General features: G+C 72.6%; 19 protein-coding genes. 5 read left to right on the top strand and 14 right to left on the bottom strand.

Translation table 11 applies throughout. From position 1 onward, the window contains the following. Nucleotides 1-12 precede the first annotated feature (12 nt). The 8 genes from WFJ01_RS15740 to WFJ01_RS15705 form a co-directional block, all read right to left on the bottom strand. A complete protein-coding gene (locus WFJ01_RS15740) occupies nucleotides 13-705 on the bottom strand; it encodes an ABC transporter ATP-binding protein (protein ID WP_336629589.1) in 693 nt (230 codons plus the stop codon). After that, complete coding sequence (locus tag WFJ01_RS15735; protein WP_336629588.1) at nucleotides 702-2,513, bottom strand: branched-chain amino acid ABC transporter ATP-binding protein/permease; 1,812 nt, start codon at nucleotides 2,511-2,513, stop codon at nucleotides 702-704. The genes WFJ01_RS15740 and WFJ01_RS15735 overlap by 4 nt, the downstream gene beginning before the upstream one ends. Then, nucleotides 2,500-3,360 (bottom strand): branched-chain amino acid ABC transporter permease, encoded by an 861-nt coding sequence (locus WFJ01_RS15730; protein WP_292881769.1) that lies wholly within the window; start codon nucleotides 3,358-3,360, stop codon nucleotides 2,500-2,502. The genes WFJ01_RS15735 and WFJ01_RS15730 overlap by 14 nt, the downstream gene beginning before the upstream one ends. Nucleotides 3,361-3,564: 204 nt before the next feature. Beyond that, on the bottom strand, nucleotides 3,565-4,737 hold the full coding sequence (locus WFJ01_RS15725; protein ID WP_336629587.1) for an ABC transporter substrate-binding protein: 1,173 nt from the start codon (nucleotides 4,735-4,737) through the stop codon (nucleotides 3,565-3,567). A 66-nt stretch (nucleotides 4,738-4,803) separates the two neighbouring features. After that, entirely contained in the window at nucleotides 4,804-5,193 is a 390-nt protein-coding gene (locus tag WFJ01_RS15720) for a nuclear transport factor 2 family protein (protein ID WP_336629586.1), read from the bottom strand. Nucleotides 5,194-5,269: 76 nt separating this feature from the next. Continuing rightward, nucleotides 5,270-6,064 carry a MoaF C-terminal domain-containing protein gene (locus WFJ01_RS15715; protein ID WP_251438540.1) on the bottom strand — a complete coding sequence of 265 codons (795 nt, stop codon included), beginning with the start codon at nucleotides 6,062-6,064 and terminating at the stop codon, nucleotides 5,270-5,272. A 394-nt stretch (nucleotides 6,065-6,458) separates the two neighbouring features. Beyond that, complete coding sequence (locus tag WFJ01_RS15710) at nucleotides 6,459-7,415, bottom strand: helix-turn-helix domain-containing protein (protein WP_251438539.1); 957 nt, start codon at nucleotides 7,413-7,415, stop codon at nucleotides 6,459-6,461. A 242-nt stretch (nucleotides 7,416-7,657) separates the two neighbouring features. Continuing rightward, the gene (locus WFJ01_RS15705; protein ID WP_336629585.1) at nucleotides 7,658-9,424 is read right to left on the bottom strand and encodes an FAD-binding protein; all 1,767 of its coding nucleotides are present in this window, start codon (nucleotides 9,422-9,424) and stop codon (nucleotides 7,658-7,660) included. Nucleotides 9,425-9,501: 77 nt separating this feature from the next. Between WFJ01_RS15705 and WFJ01_RS15700 the strand changes: the two genes are divergently transcribed. After that, nucleotides 9,502-10,431, top strand: a complete 930-nt coding sequence (locus tag WFJ01_RS15700; protein ID WP_336629584.1) for a LysR family transcriptional regulator — start codon at nucleotides 9,502-9,504, stop codon at nucleotides 10,429-10,431. A 12-nt stretch (nucleotides 10,432-10,443) separates the two neighbouring features. Here the strand turns inward: WFJ01_RS15700 and WFJ01_RS15695 are convergent, their stop codons facing one another. Further along, complete coding sequence (locus tag WFJ01_RS15695) at nucleotides 10,444-10,605, bottom strand: hypothetical protein (RefSeq protein ID WP_336629583.1); 162 nt, start codon at nucleotides 10,603-10,605, stop codon at nucleotides 10,444-10,446. Between the two features lie 21 nt (nucleotides 10,606-10,626). Here WFJ01_RS15695 and WFJ01_RS15690 point away from each other — a divergent pair, with 21 nt between their 5' ends. Beyond that, a complete protein-coding gene (locus tag WFJ01_RS15690; protein ID WP_442928065.1) occupies nucleotides 10,627-10,755 on the top strand; it encodes a hypothetical protein in 129 nt (42 codons plus the stop codon). Nucleotides 10,756-10,839: 84 nt separating this feature from the next. Here the strand turns inward: WFJ01_RS15690 and WFJ01_RS15685 are convergent, their stop codons facing one another. Together WFJ01_RS15685 and WFJ01_RS15680 are read right to left on the bottom strand one after the other, a co-directional pair. Next, nucleotides 10,840-12,840, bottom strand: a complete 2,001-nt coding sequence (locus tag WFJ01_RS15685) for a primary-amine oxidase (protein WP_336629582.1) — start codon at nucleotides 12,838-12,840, stop codon at nucleotides 10,840-10,842. 375 nt (nucleotides 12,841-13,215) lie between these two features. Further along, the gene (locus tag WFJ01_RS15680) at nucleotides 13,216-13,800 is read right to left on the bottom strand and encodes a TetR/AcrR family transcriptional regulator (protein ID WP_292881745.1); all 585 of its coding nucleotides are present in this window, start codon (nucleotides 13,798-13,800) and stop codon (nucleotides 13,216-13,218) included. 129 nt (nucleotides 13,801-13,929) lie between these two features. Here WFJ01_RS15680 and WFJ01_RS15675 point away from each other — a divergent pair, with 129 nt between their 5' ends. From WFJ01_RS15675 to murQ, 3 genes are read left to right on the top strand one after another with little or no spacing between them, the layout of a single operon-like run. After that, the gene (locus tag WFJ01_RS15675) at nucleotides 13,930-14,559 is read left to right on the top strand and encodes a hypothetical protein (protein ID WP_336629581.1); all 630 of its coding nucleotides are present in this window, start codon (nucleotides 13,930-13,932) and stop codon (nucleotides 14,557-14,559) included. 60 nt (nucleotides 14,560-14,619) lie between these two features. Continuing rightward, nucleotides 14,620-15,513: an N-acetylglucosamine kinase gene (locus WFJ01_RS15670; protein WP_336629580.1), complete on the top strand. Its 894-nt coding sequence runs from the start codon at nucleotides 14,620-14,622 to the stop codon at nucleotides 15,511-15,513. After that, nucleotides 15,503-16,465 (top strand): N-acetylmuramic acid 6-phosphate etherase, encoded by a 963-nt coding sequence (murQ, locus tag WFJ01_RS15665; protein WP_336629579.1) that lies wholly within the window; start codon nucleotides 15,503-15,505, stop codon nucleotides 16,463-16,465. The genes WFJ01_RS15670 and murQ overlap by 11 nt, the downstream gene beginning before the upstream one ends. Before the next feature lie 126 nt (nucleotides 16,466-16,591). Here the strand turns inward: murQ and WFJ01_RS15660 are convergent, their stop codons facing one another. From WFJ01_RS15660 to WFJ01_RS15650, 3 genes are read right to left on the bottom strand one after another with little or no spacing between them, the layout of a single operon-like run. Then, entirely contained in the window at nucleotides 16,592-17,794 is a 1,203-nt protein-coding gene (locus tag WFJ01_RS15660; protein ID WP_336629578.1) for a multidrug effflux MFS transporter, read from the bottom strand. Next, entirely contained in the window at nucleotides 17,791-18,795 is a 1,005-nt protein-coding gene (locus WFJ01_RS15655; protein ID WP_336629577.1) for an alpha/beta hydrolase, read from the bottom strand. The genes WFJ01_RS15660 and WFJ01_RS15655 overlap by 4 nt, the downstream gene beginning before the upstream one ends. After that, a complete protein-coding gene (locus tag WFJ01_RS15650) occupies nucleotides 18,795-19,787 on the bottom strand; it encodes an alpha/beta hydrolase (protein WP_336629576.1) in 993 nt (330 codons plus the stop codon). The genes WFJ01_RS15655 and WFJ01_RS15650 overlap by 1 nt, the downstream gene beginning before the upstream one ends. Nucleotides 19,788-19,831 lie beyond the last annotated feature (44 nt).

Raw genomic sequence — 19,831 nt, 5'->3', positions numbered from 1 at the left:
TCCCCGATCCGCCTACCCGCCCAGGTAGGCGCGGTGCAGCAGCTGCGGATCCGCCTGGAGGTCTTCGGCGGTGCCCTGGAACGACACGTGTCCGCCGGCGACGACCACGGCTTCGCGGGCGATGCCGAGTGCGAGCTGCGTGAACTGCTCCACGAGCAGCACGCCGACGCCGGACTCGGCGATCGACTGCACGATCGGCACCAGCCGCATGAACACGACCGGCGCGAGGCCGAGCGACATCTCGTCGATGAGGAGGATCTTCGGCTTCGCGGCGAAGGCGCGCGCGAGCACCACGATCTGCTGCTCGCCGCCGGAGAGCAGGGCCGTCGCGGAGTCGATGCGCTTCTCGAGCTCGGGGAAGGGGGCGAGCGCCGCCTCGAGCTCGGCGGGCGTGCGCGCGGTGAGCGACAGGTTCTCCCGCACCGTCAGCGACGGGAACACCGCCCTGCCCTGCTCGATGTGCACGATGCCCTTGCGCGCCCGCGACACCCGGGAGAGCTTGTCGATGCGCTCGCCGTCGAGGCTGAGCTCTCCGGCGGAGTGGCCGACGACCCCCGAGATCGATTCGATGAGGCTCGTCTTGCCCGCGCCGTTGGGGCCGACCAGGGCGAGCACCTCGCCGCCGCGCACCGTGAGCGAGACGTCGGAGATCACCGGTCCCGCGCCGCGGCTGACGGTGACGCCGTCCAGCACCAGTTCGCTCATGACAGCAGCTCCGTCTCTCCCATGTAGGCCTTGACGACGTCGGGGTTCGCGAGCACCTCGTCCTGCGGACCGGTGGCGAGCACCTTCCCGAAGTTCAGCACGGTGAGCACCGGGCACACCGAGCGGACGAGGTCGAGGTCGTGCTCGATGATGATGAGGGCCACGCCGAACCGCTGCGGCAGCTCCCGCAGCCGTGCCGCGAGCGCGAGGTGCTCGTCGTGCGAGAGGCCCGCGGCGGGCTCGTCGAGGATCAGCAGCCGGGGGCTGGAGAGCAGGGCCGCGGCCACCTCGACGAGGCGCCGGGTGCCGACGTCCACGCTCGACAGCCGTGCCCGTGCGGGCGGGCAGCCGAAGAACGCGAGCGTCTCCTCGATGTCCGCCGCGGACAGCCGCCGCCGGGCGACGAAGCGCACGTACCCGCCCACCGTGAGCAGCGGGGGGACGCGGTCCTGCTGGAACGTGCGGCGCAGGCCCAGCCGCGCGCGACGCGTGGGGGAGAGGCCGGCGAGGTCGCGCCCGCCCAGCAGCACCCGTCCGCCGTGCTTCGGCAGGAACCCGCTGATCGCGTCGACGAAGGTCGACTTGCCGGCGCCGTTCGGCCCGATGAGGCCCATGATCGAGGCCTCCGGCACGGAGAACGACACGTCGTCGAGCGCCTTCAGCGCGCCGAACTCCACCGTCAGGTGCTCCACGGTCAGCACGGGCTCGCCGTTCAGCAGAGCGGGATCCACCGTGGCGGTGGTCGTGGTGCGGATCTGCTCGGCGTCGTCCGCCGCATCCGGCGGCAGCGCGGTGAGCGCGGCGTTGGCCGTGCGGCGATCCTGCCGCTTCCAGAGCAGGTTGCGGATGCCCTGGCCCAGGCTCGTGCCGCTCGTGAGGGCCTGCACGCCCAGCACGCCGAAGATCACGAAGCCCCAGTCCTGCGGGATGTGCCAGCGCTTGAGCAGCTCCGGCACGAGCACCCAGAGGATGCCGCCGAACACCGCCATGTCGATGAGGTGCGCGCCGCTCATGATCGCCAGCACGTACAGCGCGAGCGACTGCAGCGGCGTGAAGCTCGCCGCGAAGGGCAGCTGCACCTGACCGGCCAGCAGGCCTCCGGCGACCCCGCCGAGAGCGGCGGACACGGCGAACGCGGTGAGCTTGGCGGCCTGCACGCTCTGCCCGGCGGCGGCGGTGCCGCGCTCGGAGAAGGCGACGGCCTTCCAGCTCGCGCCCCACCGGCTGCGCTGCAGGAAGAACACGATCAGTGCGCACACGACGAGCACGATGATCGACAGGAAGAAGAACTTCTTGTCGTTCGAGAACATCGCGGGGCGGTCGATCGAGATGGCCTGGGCGGATCCCGGGAACTGGATCTGCACGAGCGTGACGTCCGCCGCGGCGGCGAAGCCCAGGGTGACGACGGCGAGGTTGACGCCGCGCAGACGCAGGGCGGGCAGGCCGACCAGGATCCCGGCGACGCCGGCGACGAGGGCCCCGAGCACGAGCCACACGATGAAGCCGCCGGGGGCGTGCCAGATGTTCATGAGCGCCACGATCCAGGCGCCGATCGCGGCGAAGGTGAGCTGGCACAGCGCGATCATCCCCGCGGATCCGGTGACGACCCCGAGGCCCATGATCGCGATGGCCGCGATGACCGCGCTGATCGCGAGGTAGACGAAGTAGCCCGGGAGGGCGTTGGAGAGCAGGAGCCCGACGAGGATCGCGAGCGCGCCGACGACGAACGGCCAGACGATGCGGACGACCGGCTTCTGCAGCAGCGGAACGGACGGACGGGCGGGCGAGAGCGGCTCAGCGTGCGGCATCCCACACCTCCTTGCGCTGGGTCCACAGCAGCAGGACCACGATGAACAGGAACGGGAGGAAGTTGCGCACGAGCGAGATCTCGTTGATCTGGGCGACGAGTCCGCCCAGCACGCCGAGCACCAGGCCGCCGACGACGGTGAGGTCGAGGCGCTTGAAGCCGCCGAGCAGGGCGGCGGCCGCGGCCGGGATGATGAGCAGCGACAGGCTCGTCGCGTCGTTGGACTGCGAGGGGGCGACGATCACGATCGCGATCGCGCTGATCACGCCGGTCACGAACCAGACCGCGATCGACAGCGGACGGGAGCGGATCCCCAGCAGCTCGGCGGTGGTGGGACGCTCGGAGAGCGCGCGCAGCTGGGTGCCGATCCGGGTGCGGGTGAGCAGGAAGTGCACCCCGACGGCGACGACGACGGCCATGCCGACCGTCCACACGGTCACCTGGCTGATCACGACCCCGCCGATCGAGAACGCGGGGCCCGCGATGATCGGCGTGAAGGGCTGCGGCTTGTTGCCGAACAGGATGAAGGACAGCGAGATCAGCAGCAGCAGCGGCCCCACCGTCATCGCGGAACGGGTGGTGGTGGACGCCTCGGACAGCCAGGTCGCGGCGATCCAGCCGATCGCGGCGGCGAGCACGCCGCCGATCAGCACCCCCAGCACGGATCCGATCCACACGGGCATGCCCGCCTTGGTGACCAGCCACACGGCGCAGAAGCCGCCGAACATGCCGGTCGCCGCCTGGGCGAAGTTGACGACCCGGACCAGCCGGGCCATGAGGGTCAGGCAGACCCCGAGCACGGCGTACAGGCCGCCGGCCGCGAGCCCTGACAGGGCGCCTTCGATCATCGTGGTTCCTTCGTTCTGAGCCGGGGTCGTCGAGCGGGGTTCTCCGGGGGCGTTGAGCGGGTTCTCCCCGGGGCGTTGAGCGAGGACGCCGAAGGCGACCGAGACGAGACGCGGTGCCGTGCCGGTGACCGCGTCTCGTCTCGCGCCGGCTCCGCCGGTGCTCGACGCCCCCGGGGAAGTCCGCTCAACGCCCCCGGGACTGGATCACTTCTTGGGGATCCGGTACCAGTCGTCGGCGACCTTCTCCCAGGCGTGGGTGCCGGTCTTGAGCTCGATCGGCCAGCCCGCGGTGGGGATCGTGCCGAACTTGTACGGGTCGCCGATCATCTTGTTGTCGACGGCCGGCATGCTCTTGATCGCCTCGGAGACGGATTCGCGGGTGATGTCGCCCTTGACCGACTTCAGCGCCTCGATGAAGTAGGTCGCCGCCAGGTAGCCTCCCTGGCTGAACGAGGTGAGCGGGATCTTGTTCTTCGTCATCAGGTCGCGCCAGTCCTTGTTCACGGCGTTCTCATCCGTGAACGGGTAGAACTCGGCCGGGACGTAGATGCCCGCGCCGGCGTCGTCGATCGCCTTGGCGAAGTTCTCGCTGTAGACGCTGGTCAGGTACAGCCAGGTGACGTCGTTCCAGCCCTGGGCGTTGGCGGCCTTGACCTGGCCGATCGCGTCCGTCTCGACCGGGTTGATCGCGAGGGCCTTGCAGCCGGCCTGCTTCGCCTTGACGATGTAGGGCGTGTAGTCGCTCGCGCCGTAGGGCACGGTGTCGTCGACGTAGAGCGGCTTCTTGCCGGTGATCTGGGTCCACTTGTCGATCGCCGCCTGATAGGTCGGACGCGTGGAGCCGGCGATCTCGAGCAACACGCAGATGTTGTCGAGCTTGAGCTGCTCGGATCCGTAGAGCAGCGTGAGCGTCATGTCGTTGTACGGTCCGACGTTGGCCGGGGAGATGTTCTTGCTGTCGAAGCAGCCGGTGTCGACGCCGATGCCGGGGATCGAGAGGATCCCCTCCTGCTCGTAGTACTTCTTGTTCAGGTCGCACTCGATGAGGCTCGCGGAGCCGATCATCGCGACGGCGTTGTCGGATCCGACGATCTCGCGGGCGTTCGCGGTCGCGGTGGCCGGGTCGCCCTTGTCGTCCAGCGCCTTGTAGTCGATCTTGCGGCCGTTGAGGCCGCCGTCGGCGTTGAACTTGTCGAACACGGCCTTCGCGGCCTGGGACGCCTCCGGGAAGGTCGCGGGGCCGGAGATGGTGTTGACGGACCCGACGACGATCGGGTCGGACGAGCCGGATCCGGATCCGCCGTCGCCGGAGCAGCCGGCCAGGGCCAGCATGCCCGCGGCGAGCAGCGCTGCTGCGGCGGTGATGCGCTTGTTCATGTGATTCCTGTCTTCTCGGGTGCGGGACGGATCCCGCGGTGTGGTGCAGGTCTGGGCGGACGGAGGTCAGTCGCGCAGCGCGCGGGCCACCATCTCGGTGTCGGTGAACTGCTCGAATGCGACGACCTCGCCGTTCTCGAGCCGCCACACGTGCGCGACGCGGGCCGCGAAGAACCGGCCGGTGCGCCTGTACGTGCCGGAGTAGGTGCCGATGCCGATCACGGTGTCGCCGCCGTCGACGACCTCGTCCACGGCGAGGGTGTAGTCGTCCCAGTCGTCCTGGATGCGGGCGAACACGTTCGCGGCCACGGCGTCGGGGCCGACGTAGGTGCCGGCGTAGGGGAAGCCCGCCGCCTCGGTCCAGCGCACATCGGCGGCGAGCGGCGCGAGCATGCCGTCGAGGTCGCCGCGATCGCTCGCGTCGTAGTGGGTGCGGATGATGTCGGCGTTGCTCATGGCGGGGGCTCCTCGAGGTCGGGGGTCGACGGACGCCGCTCGACCGCCGTGCGGCGGTCTCCCGGTGCCGGGCGGTTCAGACGGGCTGCGCGTCGGGGTAGGACACCGAGCCGAGCGGGTAGATGTGGCCTCCGGCGCGGGAGTGCTCCGCCGCCCCCTCGCCGTTGAGGCCGAGGAAGATCCCGGTGGTCATCAGCTGATAGCCGAGATCGTGCAGCCAGACGCTCGCGACCGCGATCCTGAACTCGCGGAAGCAGAACAGGTAGAGCCCGTCGGCGAACTTCCAGACCGTGGAGAGGTCCATGTCGCCGTGCCCGCGCTGCACGCCCTCGAGGCACTGCCAGGCGTAGCGCTGGCTGGAGACGTAGACGTGCTCGTACAGGTGGTACGGGCTGTAGCGGTAGACGTTGCGCTTGCCGATGAGGTCGCGGCTCGGCCCCGGCTGCTCCCCGGTCGGCGCGCCGCCGTCGGTCGTCGCGGCCCAGAACTCCTGCGCGACCTGCGGGGTGCCCTCCACGGCCTCCGCCGCGATGCGGGAGCGGATCACGGTCGCGCGGTGCGAGGTGGTGGAGTAGACGACGGTGAGCGCCTCGCGCTCGCGCGAGACGAGCGGGAGGTTCACGAAGACGACGTCGTCGCGCACGGCGACCGCGTCGTAGGGATCCGTGCCGGACGCGCCGAGCCCGGACCAGTCGACCGTGCCGGCGCCGAAGTCGAGGCTCAGCGACGATCCGTCGTCCAGCGTGAGCACGAGCGCCGTGCCGGCCAGGTCGGTGTTCGGCAGGCGGAAGGTGTCGATCCCCGCGGCGAACTCGTCATAGGTGCGCCACTCGTCGAGCGCGGGATCGGCAACGGTCACTTCATCGGACACTCGGGGACTCCTTCGACCCTGACCCCGCCGGACTACGGGGCGTGGAACCATGCTGTTCCGGGCCAGGATCCCGCTCAACGGTCCGCGTCCGATCGCGCGCCGAGAGTCAACCGGCGTGCCCCCACGGGCAAGTGCCGGGGAGGCGTCGTCGCGGGGCGTGCGGATCCGCGGGGGGAACCGCCGGGGGAACCGCGGGCGGAACCGCCGGGGAAACCGCGAGACCGAACCTGTCACCCGAAACCGCGGGAACAGAGCGCGGTCTCGGGACGCAGGTTCGGTCTCGCGGTGGGGCGGTCTCGCGGACGGACGGGCTCGCGGACGGACGGTCCCGCGGGTGGGGGCACGCGGACGGGCAGGCAGACGGGCAGTCAGACGGGCCGCGCGCCCCGCGGCGTCAGTGCGTGGAGCGGTACTCGCTGGGGGAGACGCCGTAGGCGGTCTTGAAGGCGCGGCTGAAGTGCGCGGCGTCGACGAAGCCCCAGCGGGCGGCGATCGCGGCGACGGGACGGTCGGCGAGCACCGGATCCAGCAGGTCCCTGCGGCACTGCTCGAGCCGGCGGGTGCGGATCCACGTCGACACGGTCGTGCCCTGCTCCTGGAACAGGCCGTGCAGGTGCCGGGTCGAGATGAAGTGCGCGCTCGCGATCGACGCGGGGCCGAGATCGGTCGACGCGAGGTTGCGGTCGATGTGCCCGCGGATGCGCTGCATGAGCGCGCGATGCGGGTCGGCGGCGGACTCGTCGAGCCCGAGCTCCCGGGTGAACACGGTCGAGACGAGGTCGAGGGCGCTGTGCGCGAGGCGGGCGCCGGTCGCGCCCGCGAGCTGGTCGAGGTTCGTGGCGAGCTGGCGCAGGTACGGCACCACCATGCCGCCGAGCCCCTCCTGGCCGGAGATCCGCACGGCGGTGAGCTGACCCACCATCTCCGGCGGCAGGCTCAGCAGGTGCTTCGGGAACATGACCACCATGGTGCGGAAGTCCTCGTCGAACACCAGCGAGTAGGGCCGGTCGGTGTCGTAGACGGCGAGGTCGCCGGGGGTCAGCACGGCCTCGCGGTCGTCCTGGATGAGCAGCCCGGTGCCGGCGAGCATCAGGCTCACCTTGAAGTACGAGCGGTCGCCCCGCGCGATGAGCTCGGGAGTGCGCTCGACGACGTGGCGGGAGGCGCGGAGGTCGGTGACGTGCACCTCGTCGACGGCGGCGCCGCGGATCAGGCCGCGGAAGGGCGCGGGCCCCTCGCCGCTGACCTGGAGGGGCACGAACGAGTCGGAGACGGCCGAGCGGAACTCGCTGATGTTGCGCGCGACGAGCGTCGAGACGGACTCTGCGGGAGCGACGGGAGCTGCGGCCACGACTGATCACCTCGGGAAGATGCAGGGGTGGATCGACGACTTTGTATACGATCCGTTGAGGCACTCTACCACCGCGGACGGGGCGACGGGGAGGATCCGGCGATCGCCCGCAGGAGCCGGCTCACCGCGAGACCGCATCCGCATCGCGAGACAGCGCAGATCGTGCTGCCGTCTCGCGACGCGGATGCGGTCTCGCCACCGAGATCCCGTCTCGCGGTGAGGTCTGAAGGGCGGTGACCGCGCTACTCGACGAGCTTGCCCGCCGTGTCCACGTCGCGGATCAGGGCATCGATCTCCGCCGGGATCGGCGGGATCTCCTCGCGCACGACGCCGGTGGACGGCGACCAGACGAGATTGACCTGCAGCGCCGGATCCATCTCGGGGTAGTCGCTGCGGTTGTGGCAGCCGCGGGTCTCGCGCCGTTCGAGCGCGGCCGCCAGCGTCGCCCGGGCGGCCAGCGCGGAGGAGCGCAGGTCGAAGGCGTGCGCCAGATCCTGGAACCCGGCGATGTCGGGGTGGATCCCGATCCGGGTCATCCTCTCCTCGATCGCGTCGAGCTCGGCGAGGCCGGCGCGCAGGCCCTCCTCGTCGCGGACGACGCCCGCGTGCGCGGTCATGGTGTCGCGGATCGCGCGCTGCAGGGCACGGACGTTCTCCGGGCCGTCGGCCGCCAGCAGATCGTCGAGCTCGGCCCTGGCCCGCCGCACCGCTTCCGTCGAGCGGCGCTGCGCGTCGAGCCCGTAGGCGTGCGCGACGGCGGCCCGCCCCGTGATCCGCCCGAACACGAGCAGCTCGATGAGGGAGTTGCCGCCGAGCCGGTTCGCACCGTGCAGACCGGAGGAGGCCTCGCCGATCGCATAGAGCCCGTCCACATCGGTGCGGTGGTCCTCCGGGCGCACCCAGACTCCGCCCATCGAGTAGTGCGCGGTCGGCGCGATCTCGATCGGGTCCTTCGTGATGTCGAGCATCTGCAGTTCGAGGAGCGTCTGATACACGCGGGGCAGGCGGGTCATGATCGTCTCGCGGGGCAGGTGCGAGACGTCCAGCCAGACGCCGCCGTTCGGGGTGCCGCGGCCCTCCGCGATCTCGGTGTACGCCGCCAGCGCCACACGGTCGCGGGTGGACAGCTCCATCCGCTCCGAGTCGTAGCGCTGCATGAACCGCTCGCCGAGCGCGTTGCGCAGGATGCCGCCCTCGCCGCGCGCGGCCTCGGAGACGAGCGTGCCGGCCTCGCTCTCCGGCTCGATGATGCCGGAGGGGTGGAACTGCACGAGCTCGGGGTCGCGGATCCGCCCGCCCGCCTCGACCGCGAGGCGGAAGGAGTCGCCGGTGTTCTCGTCGCGGCGGGACGACGTGCGTCGCCAGATGCGGTTGTGCCCGCCCGCGGCGAGGATCACGGCGTCGGCGTGGATGAGGTACCTGGTTCCGTCGATGAGGTCGAAGCCGTACGCGCCGAAGATCCGCGGGATCGTGACGCCGTCCGGGCCTTCGACCTCGTCGACCAGCAGGCGCGTGATGTAGACGGTGTCGAGGATCGGGATCTCGAGCTGCTCGGCGCGGCCGGTGAGGGCGCGCTGGATCTCGAGGCCCGTGTAGTCGCCGGCGAACGCGGTGCGACGGAAGGTGTGCGCGCCGAAGAAGCGCTGCGAGATGCGGCCGTCGTCCTCGCGGGCGAAGCCCATGCCGTAGCGCTCGAGGTCGCGGATGCCCTCCTCGGCTCCCCGGGTGACGATCTCGACCGTGCGCGGGTCGGCGAGGAAGTAGCTCTCCTTGAGGGTGTCCGCCGCATGCTGCTGCCAGCTGTCCTGCGGATCCATGGTGCCGAGGGCGGCGTTGATGCCGCCCGCGGCGAGCGAGGTGTGCGCGTCGTGGCGCGGGCGCTTGCCGACGGCCAGCACATCGACGCCCTGCTCGGCGATCTCGATGGCCGCGCGCAGGCCGGATCCGCCGGTGCCGATCACGAGCACGGTGGTGGCGACGAGGCGTTCGCGAGGGGGGTTCTCAGTCATGGGTTCCACGCTAGGAATCCGCCAACGATTACTCCAATGCATAATTCCGCTGGACTGAATGCCTCTAGGCTATGGCCATGAACCTCGAGCAGCTCCGCGGATTCGTCGAGATCGCCCGGCTCGGCAACTTCACCCGTGCCGCCGAGGAGCTGCATCTCGCGCAGCCCTCCCTGAGCCGGCAGATCTCCACCCTGGAGCGCGAGCTCGGATCCGAGCTGTTCCATCGCGCGCGCGGGCACATCTCGCTCACGGCCGCGGGGGAGGTGCTGCTGCCCTACGCGCGGCGCATGCTCGCGGATGCCGCGTCGGTGCGGCGGGAGATGGCCGAGATCGCGGGCCTGCGCCGGGGGCGGGTGCGCCTGGGGGCGCCCCCGTCGCTGTGCGCGAGCATCGTGCCCGAGGTCGTCGGCGCCTTCCGCGCCGCGCACCCCGGGATCGAGCTGGAGCTCACGGAGCGCGGCTCGCGCGGGCTCGTCGCGGCGCTCGCCGAGGGGGCGCTGGATCTCGCGCTGCTCGCATCCTCCGACGCGGCGACGGCCTCGCCGGTGAGTCTCAGCCGTACGCCGCTGCTCGAGGAGGATCTCGTGGTGATCTCGTCCGCCGCGCAGTCGCCGGTGAGCCACGGTCAGGCGATCGCGCTCGCCGCCGTGGCGGATCTGCCGCTCATCGCGTTCCCGCGCAGCTACGAGCTGCGCGCCGCGACCGATGCGGCCTTCGCCGCCGCCGCGCTCGTGCCCGAGGTCGTCGTGGAAGGCCCCGAGATGGACACCGTGCTGCGCTTCGTCGAACGCGGAGTGGGCGTCGCCGTGGTGCCCGCCATGGTCGCACTCGACCGGCCGGGACTCCGCGCGGTGCCCCTCGCCTCGCCGAAGCTGACGCGCACCGTGAGCCTGGCGCACCGGGCCGACATGGCGCCGACGCGCGCCGCCGCGGCCCTCCGCGACACGATCATCGCCACCGCCGACGCGCTCGTGGGATCCGGCGGCTTCGTCGCGAAGGCGGTCTGAGCCCCGCGTGGGTCAGGATCCGCAGAGCACCTCCCCGAGGACGCCCGCCGCCTCGGGGAAGCGCTCCGGGCCCTCGCCGGAGTAGTTGAGGCGCACGAAGGCGCCGGACGGCTCGGCGGGGAACCACTCCGACCCGGGCGCGAGCACGACCCCGCGCGCGGCGCACTCCCGCACGACCAGCTCCGCGTCGCTCCCGTGCTGAGCATCCTCTGGGCCGGGATCCTGCTGCGCGAGCAGCTCGGCTGGGCGACGATCCTCGGCGGATCCGCCGTCATCCTGTGCGCCGCGCTCGCCGTGCGCACGCGGCTCCGCGGGAGCGCCTGACGGGTCCCGTCCCGAGGAGCGATGCGCGTCCTTCCGCGGTCGTTCCGCGGATCGGCATCGCTCCTCGAAACGCCTGCCGAGGACTCAGTGCCCGCAGGTGCAGGCCTCGCCGCCGCCGCAGCAGGCGGATCCGGATCCGGCCGCGGCGTGCGCCTGCGACGACTCGGGCACGTCCATGCCGGGGTTCTGGTCGAGGAACCCGTAGGGGCGGAACGCGAAGCCGGCGGTGTCGACCGGCATGATCGGCCAGTCCTCCGGGCGGGGGAAGTGCGTGAGCCCGAAGGTGTGCCAGAGCACGAGGTCGGCGCCGTCCGGGCCGTCCAGCGGGGCGTCGTCCGCGGAGTACGCGGGCAGGCCCGCACCGCCCTGGTGCGCGTTCGGGTAGCGGCCGGCCGGCCAGATCTCCCCCTCGCGGTAGGCGGTGGCCCAGAGGTGTTTGGTCGCGAACGCGGCGCGCGCGGCGACGGAGGAGGCCGGATCCGCCATGAGCAGCGCGGTGGGCTGCGGCACGAGCTGGTAGGCGGTCGCGCGCCCCACGGCGTTGGTGTGCGAGGCGCTCTGGACCTCCCAGACCCGGGCCACGGAGGTGTCGGCGTCGCGCTGCGCGGCGGACTCGGATCCGAGGACCGTCTCGGTCCAGCTGAAGGCGTTGCCGAACGGGTTCTCCGGCCCCATCGGCACGCGCTGCGCGTCGACCTCGAGGAGGCGGTTGTCGTTGCCGTCGATCGCGACGTCCAGTCGCGCGGAGAAGAGGTGCTGGTGCACCGGCGCGAACACGCCGGGGGCGAGCTCGGTGGCATGGCGCTGCGGGACGCCCGGCTCGCCGGCGCCCACGAACACGATGCCCGTGGCCTTCGCCACGACCTCGATCGTGCCGTCCAGGCCGAAGTTCCAGTAGAACCCGTAGTCGTAATTGCCGATCGTGGAGAAGTAGGAGACGACGAAGCGGCGCGCGCGGCGCACGTCCGAGCGGCCCTCGAGGTTCGTGTGCTTCCAGAGGATCCCGGTGTCCTCCTCGTGCATGCAGACGACGTTGGGGATCCGGACCGGGTGGCCCCGGTCGTCGGCGACGTAGCCGTCCAGGTAGCGGATGACGCCCAGGCAGTCGCAGCCGAGCTCGAGGTGGTTCGCGTTCTTGCCGAGCAGGTACTCGCCGGCGTCGAAGTAGCTGATCCAGAAGCGCCCCGGTGCGGTGTCGCCGTAGGGGACGACCATCTCGGGCACGCTCGCGCGGTTCAGCACCGGGCGCCCGTCGAAGGTCACGTCGTGCAGCACGAGGCCCTCGCGGGCGTTGAAGCTCACCCGCATCGACCAGTTCTCCCACTCCACGAGGGATCCGGTCACGGAGAAGCTCGGCCCCTCCGGCTGGACGATCTCGATCGGCTTGAGCGAGCTGCGGGCCTCGCCCTGCACCTCGGGGTAGTAGTTGCCGTGGCCGGCGGGCACGGGGACGTCGCCGACGTCCTCGACGCGGATCACGCTGTTCGCCGTGAGGTCGATGTGCACGATGAGCCCCTCGACCGGGTGCGCCCACGGAGAGTCGAGCTCGTCGTAGCGCAGGAACGTGAGCGAGCGGATCACGCGCCGCCCGACCTCGTCGGCGCGGCCGGTGTAGCCCGGGGCGAGGGGGCCGCAGAAGGCGAGGTCGATGTGCTCGGCGAGCCCGCGGCGCTCCATCGCGGCGCGCCACTCGGGGGAGGCCTTGGCGATGGCCTCGGCGCGCTCGTACTCCTCGAACAGGTACTGGGGCTGGCCGTACGGCGGGGCGTCGTTGGGCACGCGGTCGGCGCGCAGCACCTCGCCGCGCGTGATCGAGACCACGACCTCGGTCGCGACCCCGGTCGCCGTGTCGAGCAGGGTGGCGTCGACGCGGCGGTCGATCGGGGCGCCGGGAGCCCAGGCGGCGAGCTCGGCCCGCGTCGGCTCGTCCGGCAGCAGCATGGGCACGCGCACCGTGTCGCCGAGCAGGCCCGTGGACACGAGGATCGCGCGGGCGGCGGCGATCTCGGGCCCGGTGAGGGGATCCAGCGGGTGCGGCGTCGGGATGGCGTCGAGCGTGATCGGCTGCGGGGCGTGGTGGGACATCGTCGACCTCTGCGGTTTAGTTGAGCGACTGCTCAAGAAACGGGTTGGGTCGATGATAGGCCGCGCGAGGGTGCGGGCGCAATGGCCGGATCCGCGGGGTGACGCTCCCTGTGCTCGGGCGTGGGCTGTCGGCTGTGCTCGATGGTGCGGCTCGCGCAACTCAGGCTGGAGTCTGCCGAGGCCGCGGCGCAGTGCCGAGATGTCGCGGGAGGCGCGCGTACGGGCGGACGCCTGGCCTGAATTGTGCGAGCGCCATGTCTGGCTCGGGGCGGAGGGAGTGTCGGCCTGAGCCGCGGTCACCGGTCGCGTCGCCGTCACCGGCCGGGGGCGCTGGTCGCCGGCCGGGGGCGCCGGTCGCCGGCCGGGGCGCCGGGGTCAGGCGCGCCAGGGGGACAGGATCGCCGCGAGCACGCGCAGGTGCGCGGCGGGGTCGGCCGGCTCGGCGACCTCGACGATCTGCTGCCCGTAGGTGATCGCACGGAGGAGCGCGAGCACGTCGTCGAGCGGGGTGTCCCTGCGCAGCTCGCCGTCGGCGACCGCCTCCTCGAGCGCCTCGGCGGTCTCGGTGCGCCAGAGCGGGATGGTCGCCATCGAGGCGTCCGCGGCGGGGGCGAGCGAGGCGAGGCGTCCCCAGAACCCCACGACGACGTGCGCCTCGGTGCGGGTCACCGCGTCGACCGGCAGCACCTCGCGCATGATCGCGTCCAGTCGCGCGAGCCCGCGCAGGCCCTCGGTCGCGGCGCGGATCCGGTCCTCGGTGCGGCGGGTGACCTCGGCGGCCGCGGCGCGGATCACGTCGTCGAAGCCGTCGAAGTAGTGCCACAGGGATCCGACGGCGACGCCCAGCTCCCGCGCCACGGCGCGGGAGCTCACCCCGTCGTGGCCGTCCCGCGCGGCGACGGCGAGGAGCGCAGCGGCGATGTCGCGCCGGCGCGCGTCGTGGTCGACGACTCTGGGCATGCGTCCATCCTGGCCCAGTCCCGGGCGGGGTGCGGCGGATCCGCTCCCGCGCGGGGCCGAGTCGCGCGCGACGATACGGTTCCTCCCCGGGGTATTGTTTTTGAGCGAGCGATCAAGAACACTGTGGGCATGCTCCATGCGGCGGTGTTGCTGCTGATGATCGGATCCGCGATCACGGCCGCCGCCTGCTGTCTCGCGGCGGGCGGGGTGATGCCCCGCGCGGTGCCCTGGCAGGCGCGGCAGAGCGCGGTGGTGATGGCGCTCGGGATGATCGCCCTCTGCGCCGGCGGGGGCGACGCCCGTGTTCTCCTGCTCATCGCGGTCGCGGGGATCGCATCGGCCATGCTCGGCGTCGTCGGCACGCGCGGACGCCCGCACGCGGACGCCTGCTTCCACCGCGCGCTCGGCTGCGTCGTGATGGCGGTGTGCGCGCTCGCGATGCTCGGTGCGCGATCCGGGGCGCCGGATCCCGCACCCGCCGGCTTCGGCCACGAGGGGCACGGCGCGGTCGTGCCGATGTCCGTGGCGGCGGCGATCGGCGTCGCGGCGCTGCTGGGACTGATGGTCCTCGCCCGGGTGCGCCACCGTGGCGACGTCGGGAGCCCCGTCTCGGGAGGCGCCGTCTCGGGGGGCGTCGCGGCGGGGAGCGCCCTGGTGCGGCTCCGTGGAGTGCCGCGCGGGCGGATCCTGCTCGAGGCGGAGGGCGCGGCGATGGCGGTCTCGCTCGTCGTGATGGCGGTGATGGTCCTGGCGCTCTGATCGGCGGGGCGCGCCGGTCGGGCTTTCCGGGTATCGTTCGGATCCCGTACATTCTGGTGCATGACCTTTTCCGGCACGGCCGCGATCGACCTCGGCAAATCGAAGTGCCGGGCCCGGCTCTCGATCGACGGCACCCGGACGCACCGCGAAGGCGGGGGAGCCCCCGGACTCGCCGCGCGCGACGGCGTCGCCCTCGCCCTGGCATCGATCCTGCCGCTGCTGGCCGATGCGCGTCCGGAGCGGATCGGCGTCGGCGCGGCCGGCGCGATGTACGCGACCGCGGAGGCCGAGGCCCTCGCCGGTGCGCTCGCAGATGACCGCGGCGCCCCGTGCGCCGTCACCTCCGACGTGGTCACCGCGCACGCCGGCGCGCTCGACGGCGAGGCGGGCGTGCTGGTCATCGCCGGCACGGGCGCCGTCGCCCTGGGCATCACCGCGGACGCGCACCGCATGGTGGACGGCTGGGGTCCCGACCTGGGCGACCTCGGCAGCGGATCCTGGCTCGGCCGTGAGGGCGTGCGCGCCGTGCTCCGCGCCCGCGACGGGCTGGGGCCGGCGACCGTGCTGACCGATGTGCTGACCCTGCTCATCGGAGACGGCACCTCCCCGATCGCCTGGGTGGGCGGGGCCGCCGCACCGGCCCGGCTGCTGGCCACCTTCGCCCCGGCGGTGCTCGACGCCGCCGATCAGGGCGACGCCGCCGCGCAGGCGATCCGCGACGAGGCGGCCCGGCTGCTGACCGAGACCGCGCTTGCCGCGTCCGGGGGATCCTCCGTGGTCGCCCTGCACGGCGGGCTGACCTCGCACGACGGCTTCCGTGCCGCGGTGACGTCGGCCCTCGGCGCGCGCGGACTCGAGACCCTTCCCGCCCGAGGCGATGCGCTGGACGGCGCCGCCATGATCGCCGAGGGGCGCGCCCCTCTTCACGAAAGGTTCGTGCACCGTGTCGGATGAGAGCAAGCCGGGAGAGACCCCGAACGACGACGCGCGTCTCGCCGCGCTGATCGGCGAACTGTCCCATCTGTCGACCGAGCAGGCCGACACCGCGCGGGGCGACCTCGACCTGCTGTCGACGCCCGAGCTCGTGCGCGCGATGAACGCCGAGGACCGGCGCGTTCCGGAGGCGGTCGCCGCGCAGGCGGACCGCATCGCCGAGGCCGTCGACGGCATCACCGAGCGCTTCCGCCGCGGGGGTCGCCTGGTGTACATCGGCGCGGGCACCGCAGGGCGGGTCGGGGTCCTCGACGCCTCGGAGTGCCCGCCCACCTTCGGCACGGATCCGGGCATGGTCGTCGGCCTCATCGCCGGCGGGGAGGGCGCGATCCGCAGCGCCGTGGAGGACGCGGAGGACGACGACCGCGCCGCCGCCGAGTCGCTGCGCGCGCTGGGACTGGGCGAGAACGACACGGTCGTCGGGATCTCCGCCTCGGGGCGCACCCCCTATGTGCTCGGCGGACTCGCCTACGCGCGCGAGGTCGGCGCGCTGACCGTCGCGATCGCCGCCAACGCCGGATCCGCCATCGGCGCCGCCGCCGATGTGCCGATCGAGGTCGTCGTCGGGCCGGAGTTCGTGACCGGATCCACCCGGCTCAAGGCCGGCACGGCGCAGAAGCTCGTCGTGAACATGCTCTCGACCCTGTCGATGATCCGCCTCGGCAAGACCTATCGCGGCGTCATGGTCGATCTGCAGGCGACGAACGAGAAGCTCCGCGCGCGGTCGGTGCGCACGCTCATCCAGCTCACCGGCGCCGCCCAGGGCGACGCCGTGCGTGCGCTCGCCGAGGCGGGCGGATCGGTCAAGCTCGCCCTGCTCATGCTCTTCACCGGCGCCTCCGCCGAGGCCGCGGCCCCGGCGCTCGCCGGCGGCGGTGGAGTGCTCCGCGACGCGATCGCCGCGCTGTCCTGAGGCCGCCCCGCGACGGGTGCGTGGCGCGGCCGGATCCGCTCCCGTCGCAGAAGATGTCGTTCCGGATGACGGAGAGCGACGACTTCTGCGACGGGAGCAGTGCGGAGCAGCGCCGGTGCGCGCGGCTCAGCCGGCGGCCGGGCGTACGGCGAACCAGGCGATGGCGGCTGCGACGAGGGCGGCCGAGGCCATCGTCACGCCCATCGTGACCGCGTTCGCCCCGCCGACCATCACGGCGAGCGGCGACAGCAGCGGGCCGACGAGGAACGTCGACATCCCGAGCAGGGCGGACGCCGTGCCGGCCCGGGCGCCGTGGTGCGCGAGCGCCAGCGTCGACGAGTTCGGCCCGCCGAGCCCGACGCACAGCATGAACCCCACGAGCGCTGCGGCGAAGCCCCACACCCCGATGCCGAGCAGGGCGACGACGGCGAGCACGACGGTCGCGATCGCCGTCGTCGTGGTCCCGGCCAGGTAGACGCGCAGCGGGCTGGAGCGCCGCACGATCAGCCGGCTGAGCTGGGTGCCGGCGATGTTCGCGAGCGCCCCCAGCGCGAAGGTGAGGCTGAAGCCCTGCGGATCCAGGCCGAACTCGTCCTGGAGCACGAACGACGACAGCGACAGGTAGGTGAAGAAGGCGACGCCGCCGCCTGCCCCGGCGCACAGCACGGCGACGAACAGCCGGTCCCTGAGCACGGCTCCCGTGTGCGATCGCAGCGTGCGGAGCCCTCCCGGATGGCGGTCGGCGCGGTCCAGGGTCTCCGGCAGGGCGAACACGACCACGAGCAGCAGGGCCACCCCGATGGCCGCGAGCACGCCGAAGATGCCCCGCCAGTCCATGATCCTGGCCAGCTGGCCGCCGACCACGGGGGCGATCACCGGAGCGGATCCGGAGACGAGGAACAGCAGGGACAGCATGCGGCTGAGCTCGGCGCCGTCGAACTGGTCGCGGGCGATCGCGAGGCAGATGACGATGCCCGCGGATCCGGCCAGCCCCTGGAGGAACCGCGCGACGAGCAGCACCTCGATGTTCGGGGCGAGCGCGCACATCAGCGACAGCACGGCGAAGGCCGCGACGCCCACGAGGAGCGGACGACGGCGCCCGAACCGGTCGCTGAGCGGCCCGGCGGCGAGCTGGCCGAGCCCGAGCCCGATCATGCATGCCGACATCGTGGCCTGGGCGAGGGCGTCGCTCGTGCCGAGCGCGGCGGAGAGCTGGGGCAGCTGCGGCAGGTACAGATCCATCGACAGCGGGCCGAACGCCTCCAGCATGCCGAGCACGAGCATCGCCCGCAGCGTGCCCATGCGCGGGCGCGCCTGCACACCGCTCATCCGTCGAGCCGCAGTACGCGGCGCAGCCAGCTCTCCCGCGCGGCGTTCGCGGCGACCGAGACCACGGCGTCGGGGGAGAAGCCGTGGAAGCCGTGGTATCCGCCGGCCCAGACGTGCAGTTCGGCCTGTCCGCCGGTGGCCCAGATCCGGGACGCGTAGTCGACGGCCTCGTCGCGGAACGTCTCAGCGGCCCCCACCTCGATGTACGCCGGGGGGAGGTCCGCGAGGTCGGTCGCGCGGGCCGGCGCCGTGTACGGCGACACCCGGTCGGTGAACCGGTCGTCGCCCGCGATCGCGGTCCAGGCGGTGTCGTTGTTGTTGCGGTCCCAGGCGCCGATGCCGTCGTACTGCCGCGCGGAGACGGTCTCGTTGCGGTCGTCGAGCATCGGGCAGCCGAGCAGCTGGCCGGCGAGCCGCGGGCCCTGGCGGTCGCGCGCGAGGAGGGCCACCGCGGCGGAGAGGCCGCCGCCTGCGCTCTGCCCCGAGGCGATGATGCGCTCGGGGTCGATCCCGAGCTCGTCGGCGTGCGCGGCCATCCACAGGAGCGCCGCGTAGCAGTCCTCCGCCTGGGCGGGACCGGGGTGCTCCGGGGCGAGGCGGTACTCCACCGCCACGCCCACCACGCCGTGCCGCTCGGCGAGGTCGATGAGCTCGGGCGTGCCGAAGAAGCGGGTGCCGAGCACCATGCCGCCGCCGTGGATCGACAGCACCGCGGGGGCCGGATCCGCAGCGGGGGCCGCGGGGCGCACGATCGTGATCTCGACGGCGGGGGCGCCGGCGGGACCGGGGATCCTGCGGTCCTCGAAGGTCACGGCCCTGCCCTCGGCCTGCGCCGCCATCGGGGGGATGATCGTCGCGAAGTGCGCGCGGTTGGCGAGGATCGTGTCGGCGCGCAGCGGGATGATCTCGACGAGGTCGAGGAACGCCGCGAGCCCGTCGACGAGCTCGGGGTCGTAGGGCACGGGCGCGACGGATCCGATCGCGGTCTCGTTCGCGGCCATCAGGCGCCCCAGATCCGGCGCAGCCAGCTGGCCCGCGCGGCCAGCGCCGCCCGGGAGATCTCGGCATCGGGCATGTACATGTCGAAGCCGTGCGCGCCGCCGCCCCAGACGTGCAGCTCGGCCTGTCCGCCCGTGGCCCAGATCCGCAGAGCGTACTGGGTGTCCTCGTCGCGGAACATCTCGGCCTCGCCGACCTCGATGAACGCCGGGGCGAGGCGCGAGAGGTCGGCGGCATGGGCCGGCGCGGCGTAGCCCGAGGCATCGGGGCTGAACGCCAGGTCGTCGCCGAGCAGGCACGACCAGGCGAGCAGGTTCGCCTCCCGCTGCCACGTGCCGATGCCGTCGTACTGCAGGCTCGACACGGTCGTGTTCGTGTTGTCGAGCATGGGGCAGAGCAGCAGCTGGCCGGCCAGCGCGGGTCCCTGCCGGTCCCGGGCGAGCAGGGCGACCCCGGCGGCGAGGCAGCCGCCCGCGCTGCCGCCGCCGACGATGATCCGGTCGGGGTCGACGCCGAGCTCGGCGGCGTGGGCGTGCAGCCAGAGCAGCGCGGCGTAGCAGTCCTCGAGCCCGGCCGGGGAGGGGTGCTCGGGTGCGAGCCGGTACTCGACGTTGACCGCGACCACGCCGTGCTCCTCGACGATGTCGACAACGCGGCCGGTCTCCCAGCTGCGGTGGCCGACGATCTGTCCGCCGCCGTGGATGTTGACGAACCCGGGACGGGCGGATCCGGCCGTGCCGCGCGGACGGAAGATCGTGACCTCGATGCCAGGGGATCCCGCCGGGCCGGGGATCACGCGGTCCTCCCAGTCGATCGCGCGCCCGGCGATCACCGTGTCGTTGTCGGGGAACATCGCGTCCGTGCCCTCGCGGGGGAGCGTGTCCCGGGTGAGCGCGGGCTGCGGGTTCTGCGCGATCGCGTCGAGCACGATCTGCACCTCGGGGTCGAACGGGACCGGGGTCACGGTCGGGTAGCCGGCGGCGGTGACGGTCATGCGGGGATGCCTTTCAGGTTGTGCGGAAGGTTCTGGCAGAGCGG

This window comes from Microbacterium sp. MMO-35 (genome assembly GCF_037147555.1).
Classification (GTDB): domain Bacteria; phylum Actinomycetota; class Actinomycetes; order Actinomycetales; family Microbacteriaceae; genus Microbacterium.
The sequence above is the reverse complement of the archived record's forward strand: the minus strand, read 5'-3'. Positions and strand labels throughout refer to the sequence as shown.

What these genes read in the sequence shown, in the direction of transcription:
- WFJ01_RS15700 (WP_336629584.1), top strand. Translation starts at nt 9,502, where the DNA reads ATGAACCTCGAGCAGCTCCGCGGATTCGTCGAGATCGCCCGGCTCGGC.
- WFJ01_RS15670 (WP_336629580.1), top strand. Translation starts at nt 14,620, where the DNA reads ATGACCTTTTCCGGCACGGCCGCGATCGACCTCGGCAAATCGAAGTGC.
- WFJ01_RS15730 (WP_292881769.1), bottom strand. Translation starts at nt 3,360, where the DNA reads ATGATCGAAGGCGCCCTGTCAGGGCTCGCGGCCGGCGGCCTGTACGCC.
- WFJ01_RS15650 (WP_336629576.1), bottom strand. Translation starts at nt 19,787, where the DNA reads ATGACCGTCACCGCCGCCGGCTACCCGACCGTGACCCCGGTCCCGTTC.
- WFJ01_RS15655 (WP_336629577.1), bottom strand. Translation starts at nt 18,795, where the DNA reads ATGGCCGCGAACGAGACCGCGATCGGATCCGTCGCGCCCGTGCCCTAC.
- WFJ01_RS15660 (WP_336629578.1), bottom strand. Translation starts at nt 17,794, where the DNA reads ATGAGCGGTGTGCAGGCGCGCCCGCGCATGGGCACGCTGCGGGCGATG.
- WFJ01_RS15685 (WP_336629582.1), bottom strand. Translation starts at nt 12,840, where the DNA reads ATGTCCCACCACGCCCCGCAGCCGATCACGCTCGACGCCATCCCGACG.
- WFJ01_RS15720 (WP_336629586.1), bottom strand. Translation starts at nt 5,193, where the DNA reads ATGAGCAACGCCGACATCATCCGCACCCACTACGACGCGAGCGATCGC.
- WFJ01_RS15735 (WP_336629588.1), bottom strand. Translation starts at nt 2,513, where the DNA reads ATGCCGCACGCTGAGCCGCTCTCGCCCGCCCGTCCGTCCGTTCCGCTG.
- WFJ01_RS15680 (WP_292881745.1), bottom strand. Translation starts at nt 13,800, where the DNA reads ATGCCCAGAGTCGTCGACCACGACGCGCGCCGGCGCGACATCGCCGCT.
- WFJ01_RS15705 (WP_336629585.1), bottom strand. Translation starts at nt 9,424, where the DNA reads ATGACTGAGAACCCCCCTCGCGAACGCCTCGTCGCCACCACCGTGCTC.
- WFJ01_RS15725 (WP_336629587.1), bottom strand. Translation starts at nt 4,737, where the DNA reads ATGAACAAGCGCATCACCGCCGCAGCAGCGCTGCTCGCCGCGGGCATG.
- WFJ01_RS15740 (WP_336629589.1), bottom strand. Translation starts at nt 705, where the DNA reads ATGAGCGAACTGGTGCTGGACGGCGTCACCGTCAGCCGCGGCGCGGGA.
- WFJ01_RS15675 (WP_336629581.1), top strand. Translation starts at nt 13,930, where the DNA reads ATGCTCCATGCGGCGGTGTTGCTGCTGATGATCGGATCCGCGATCACG.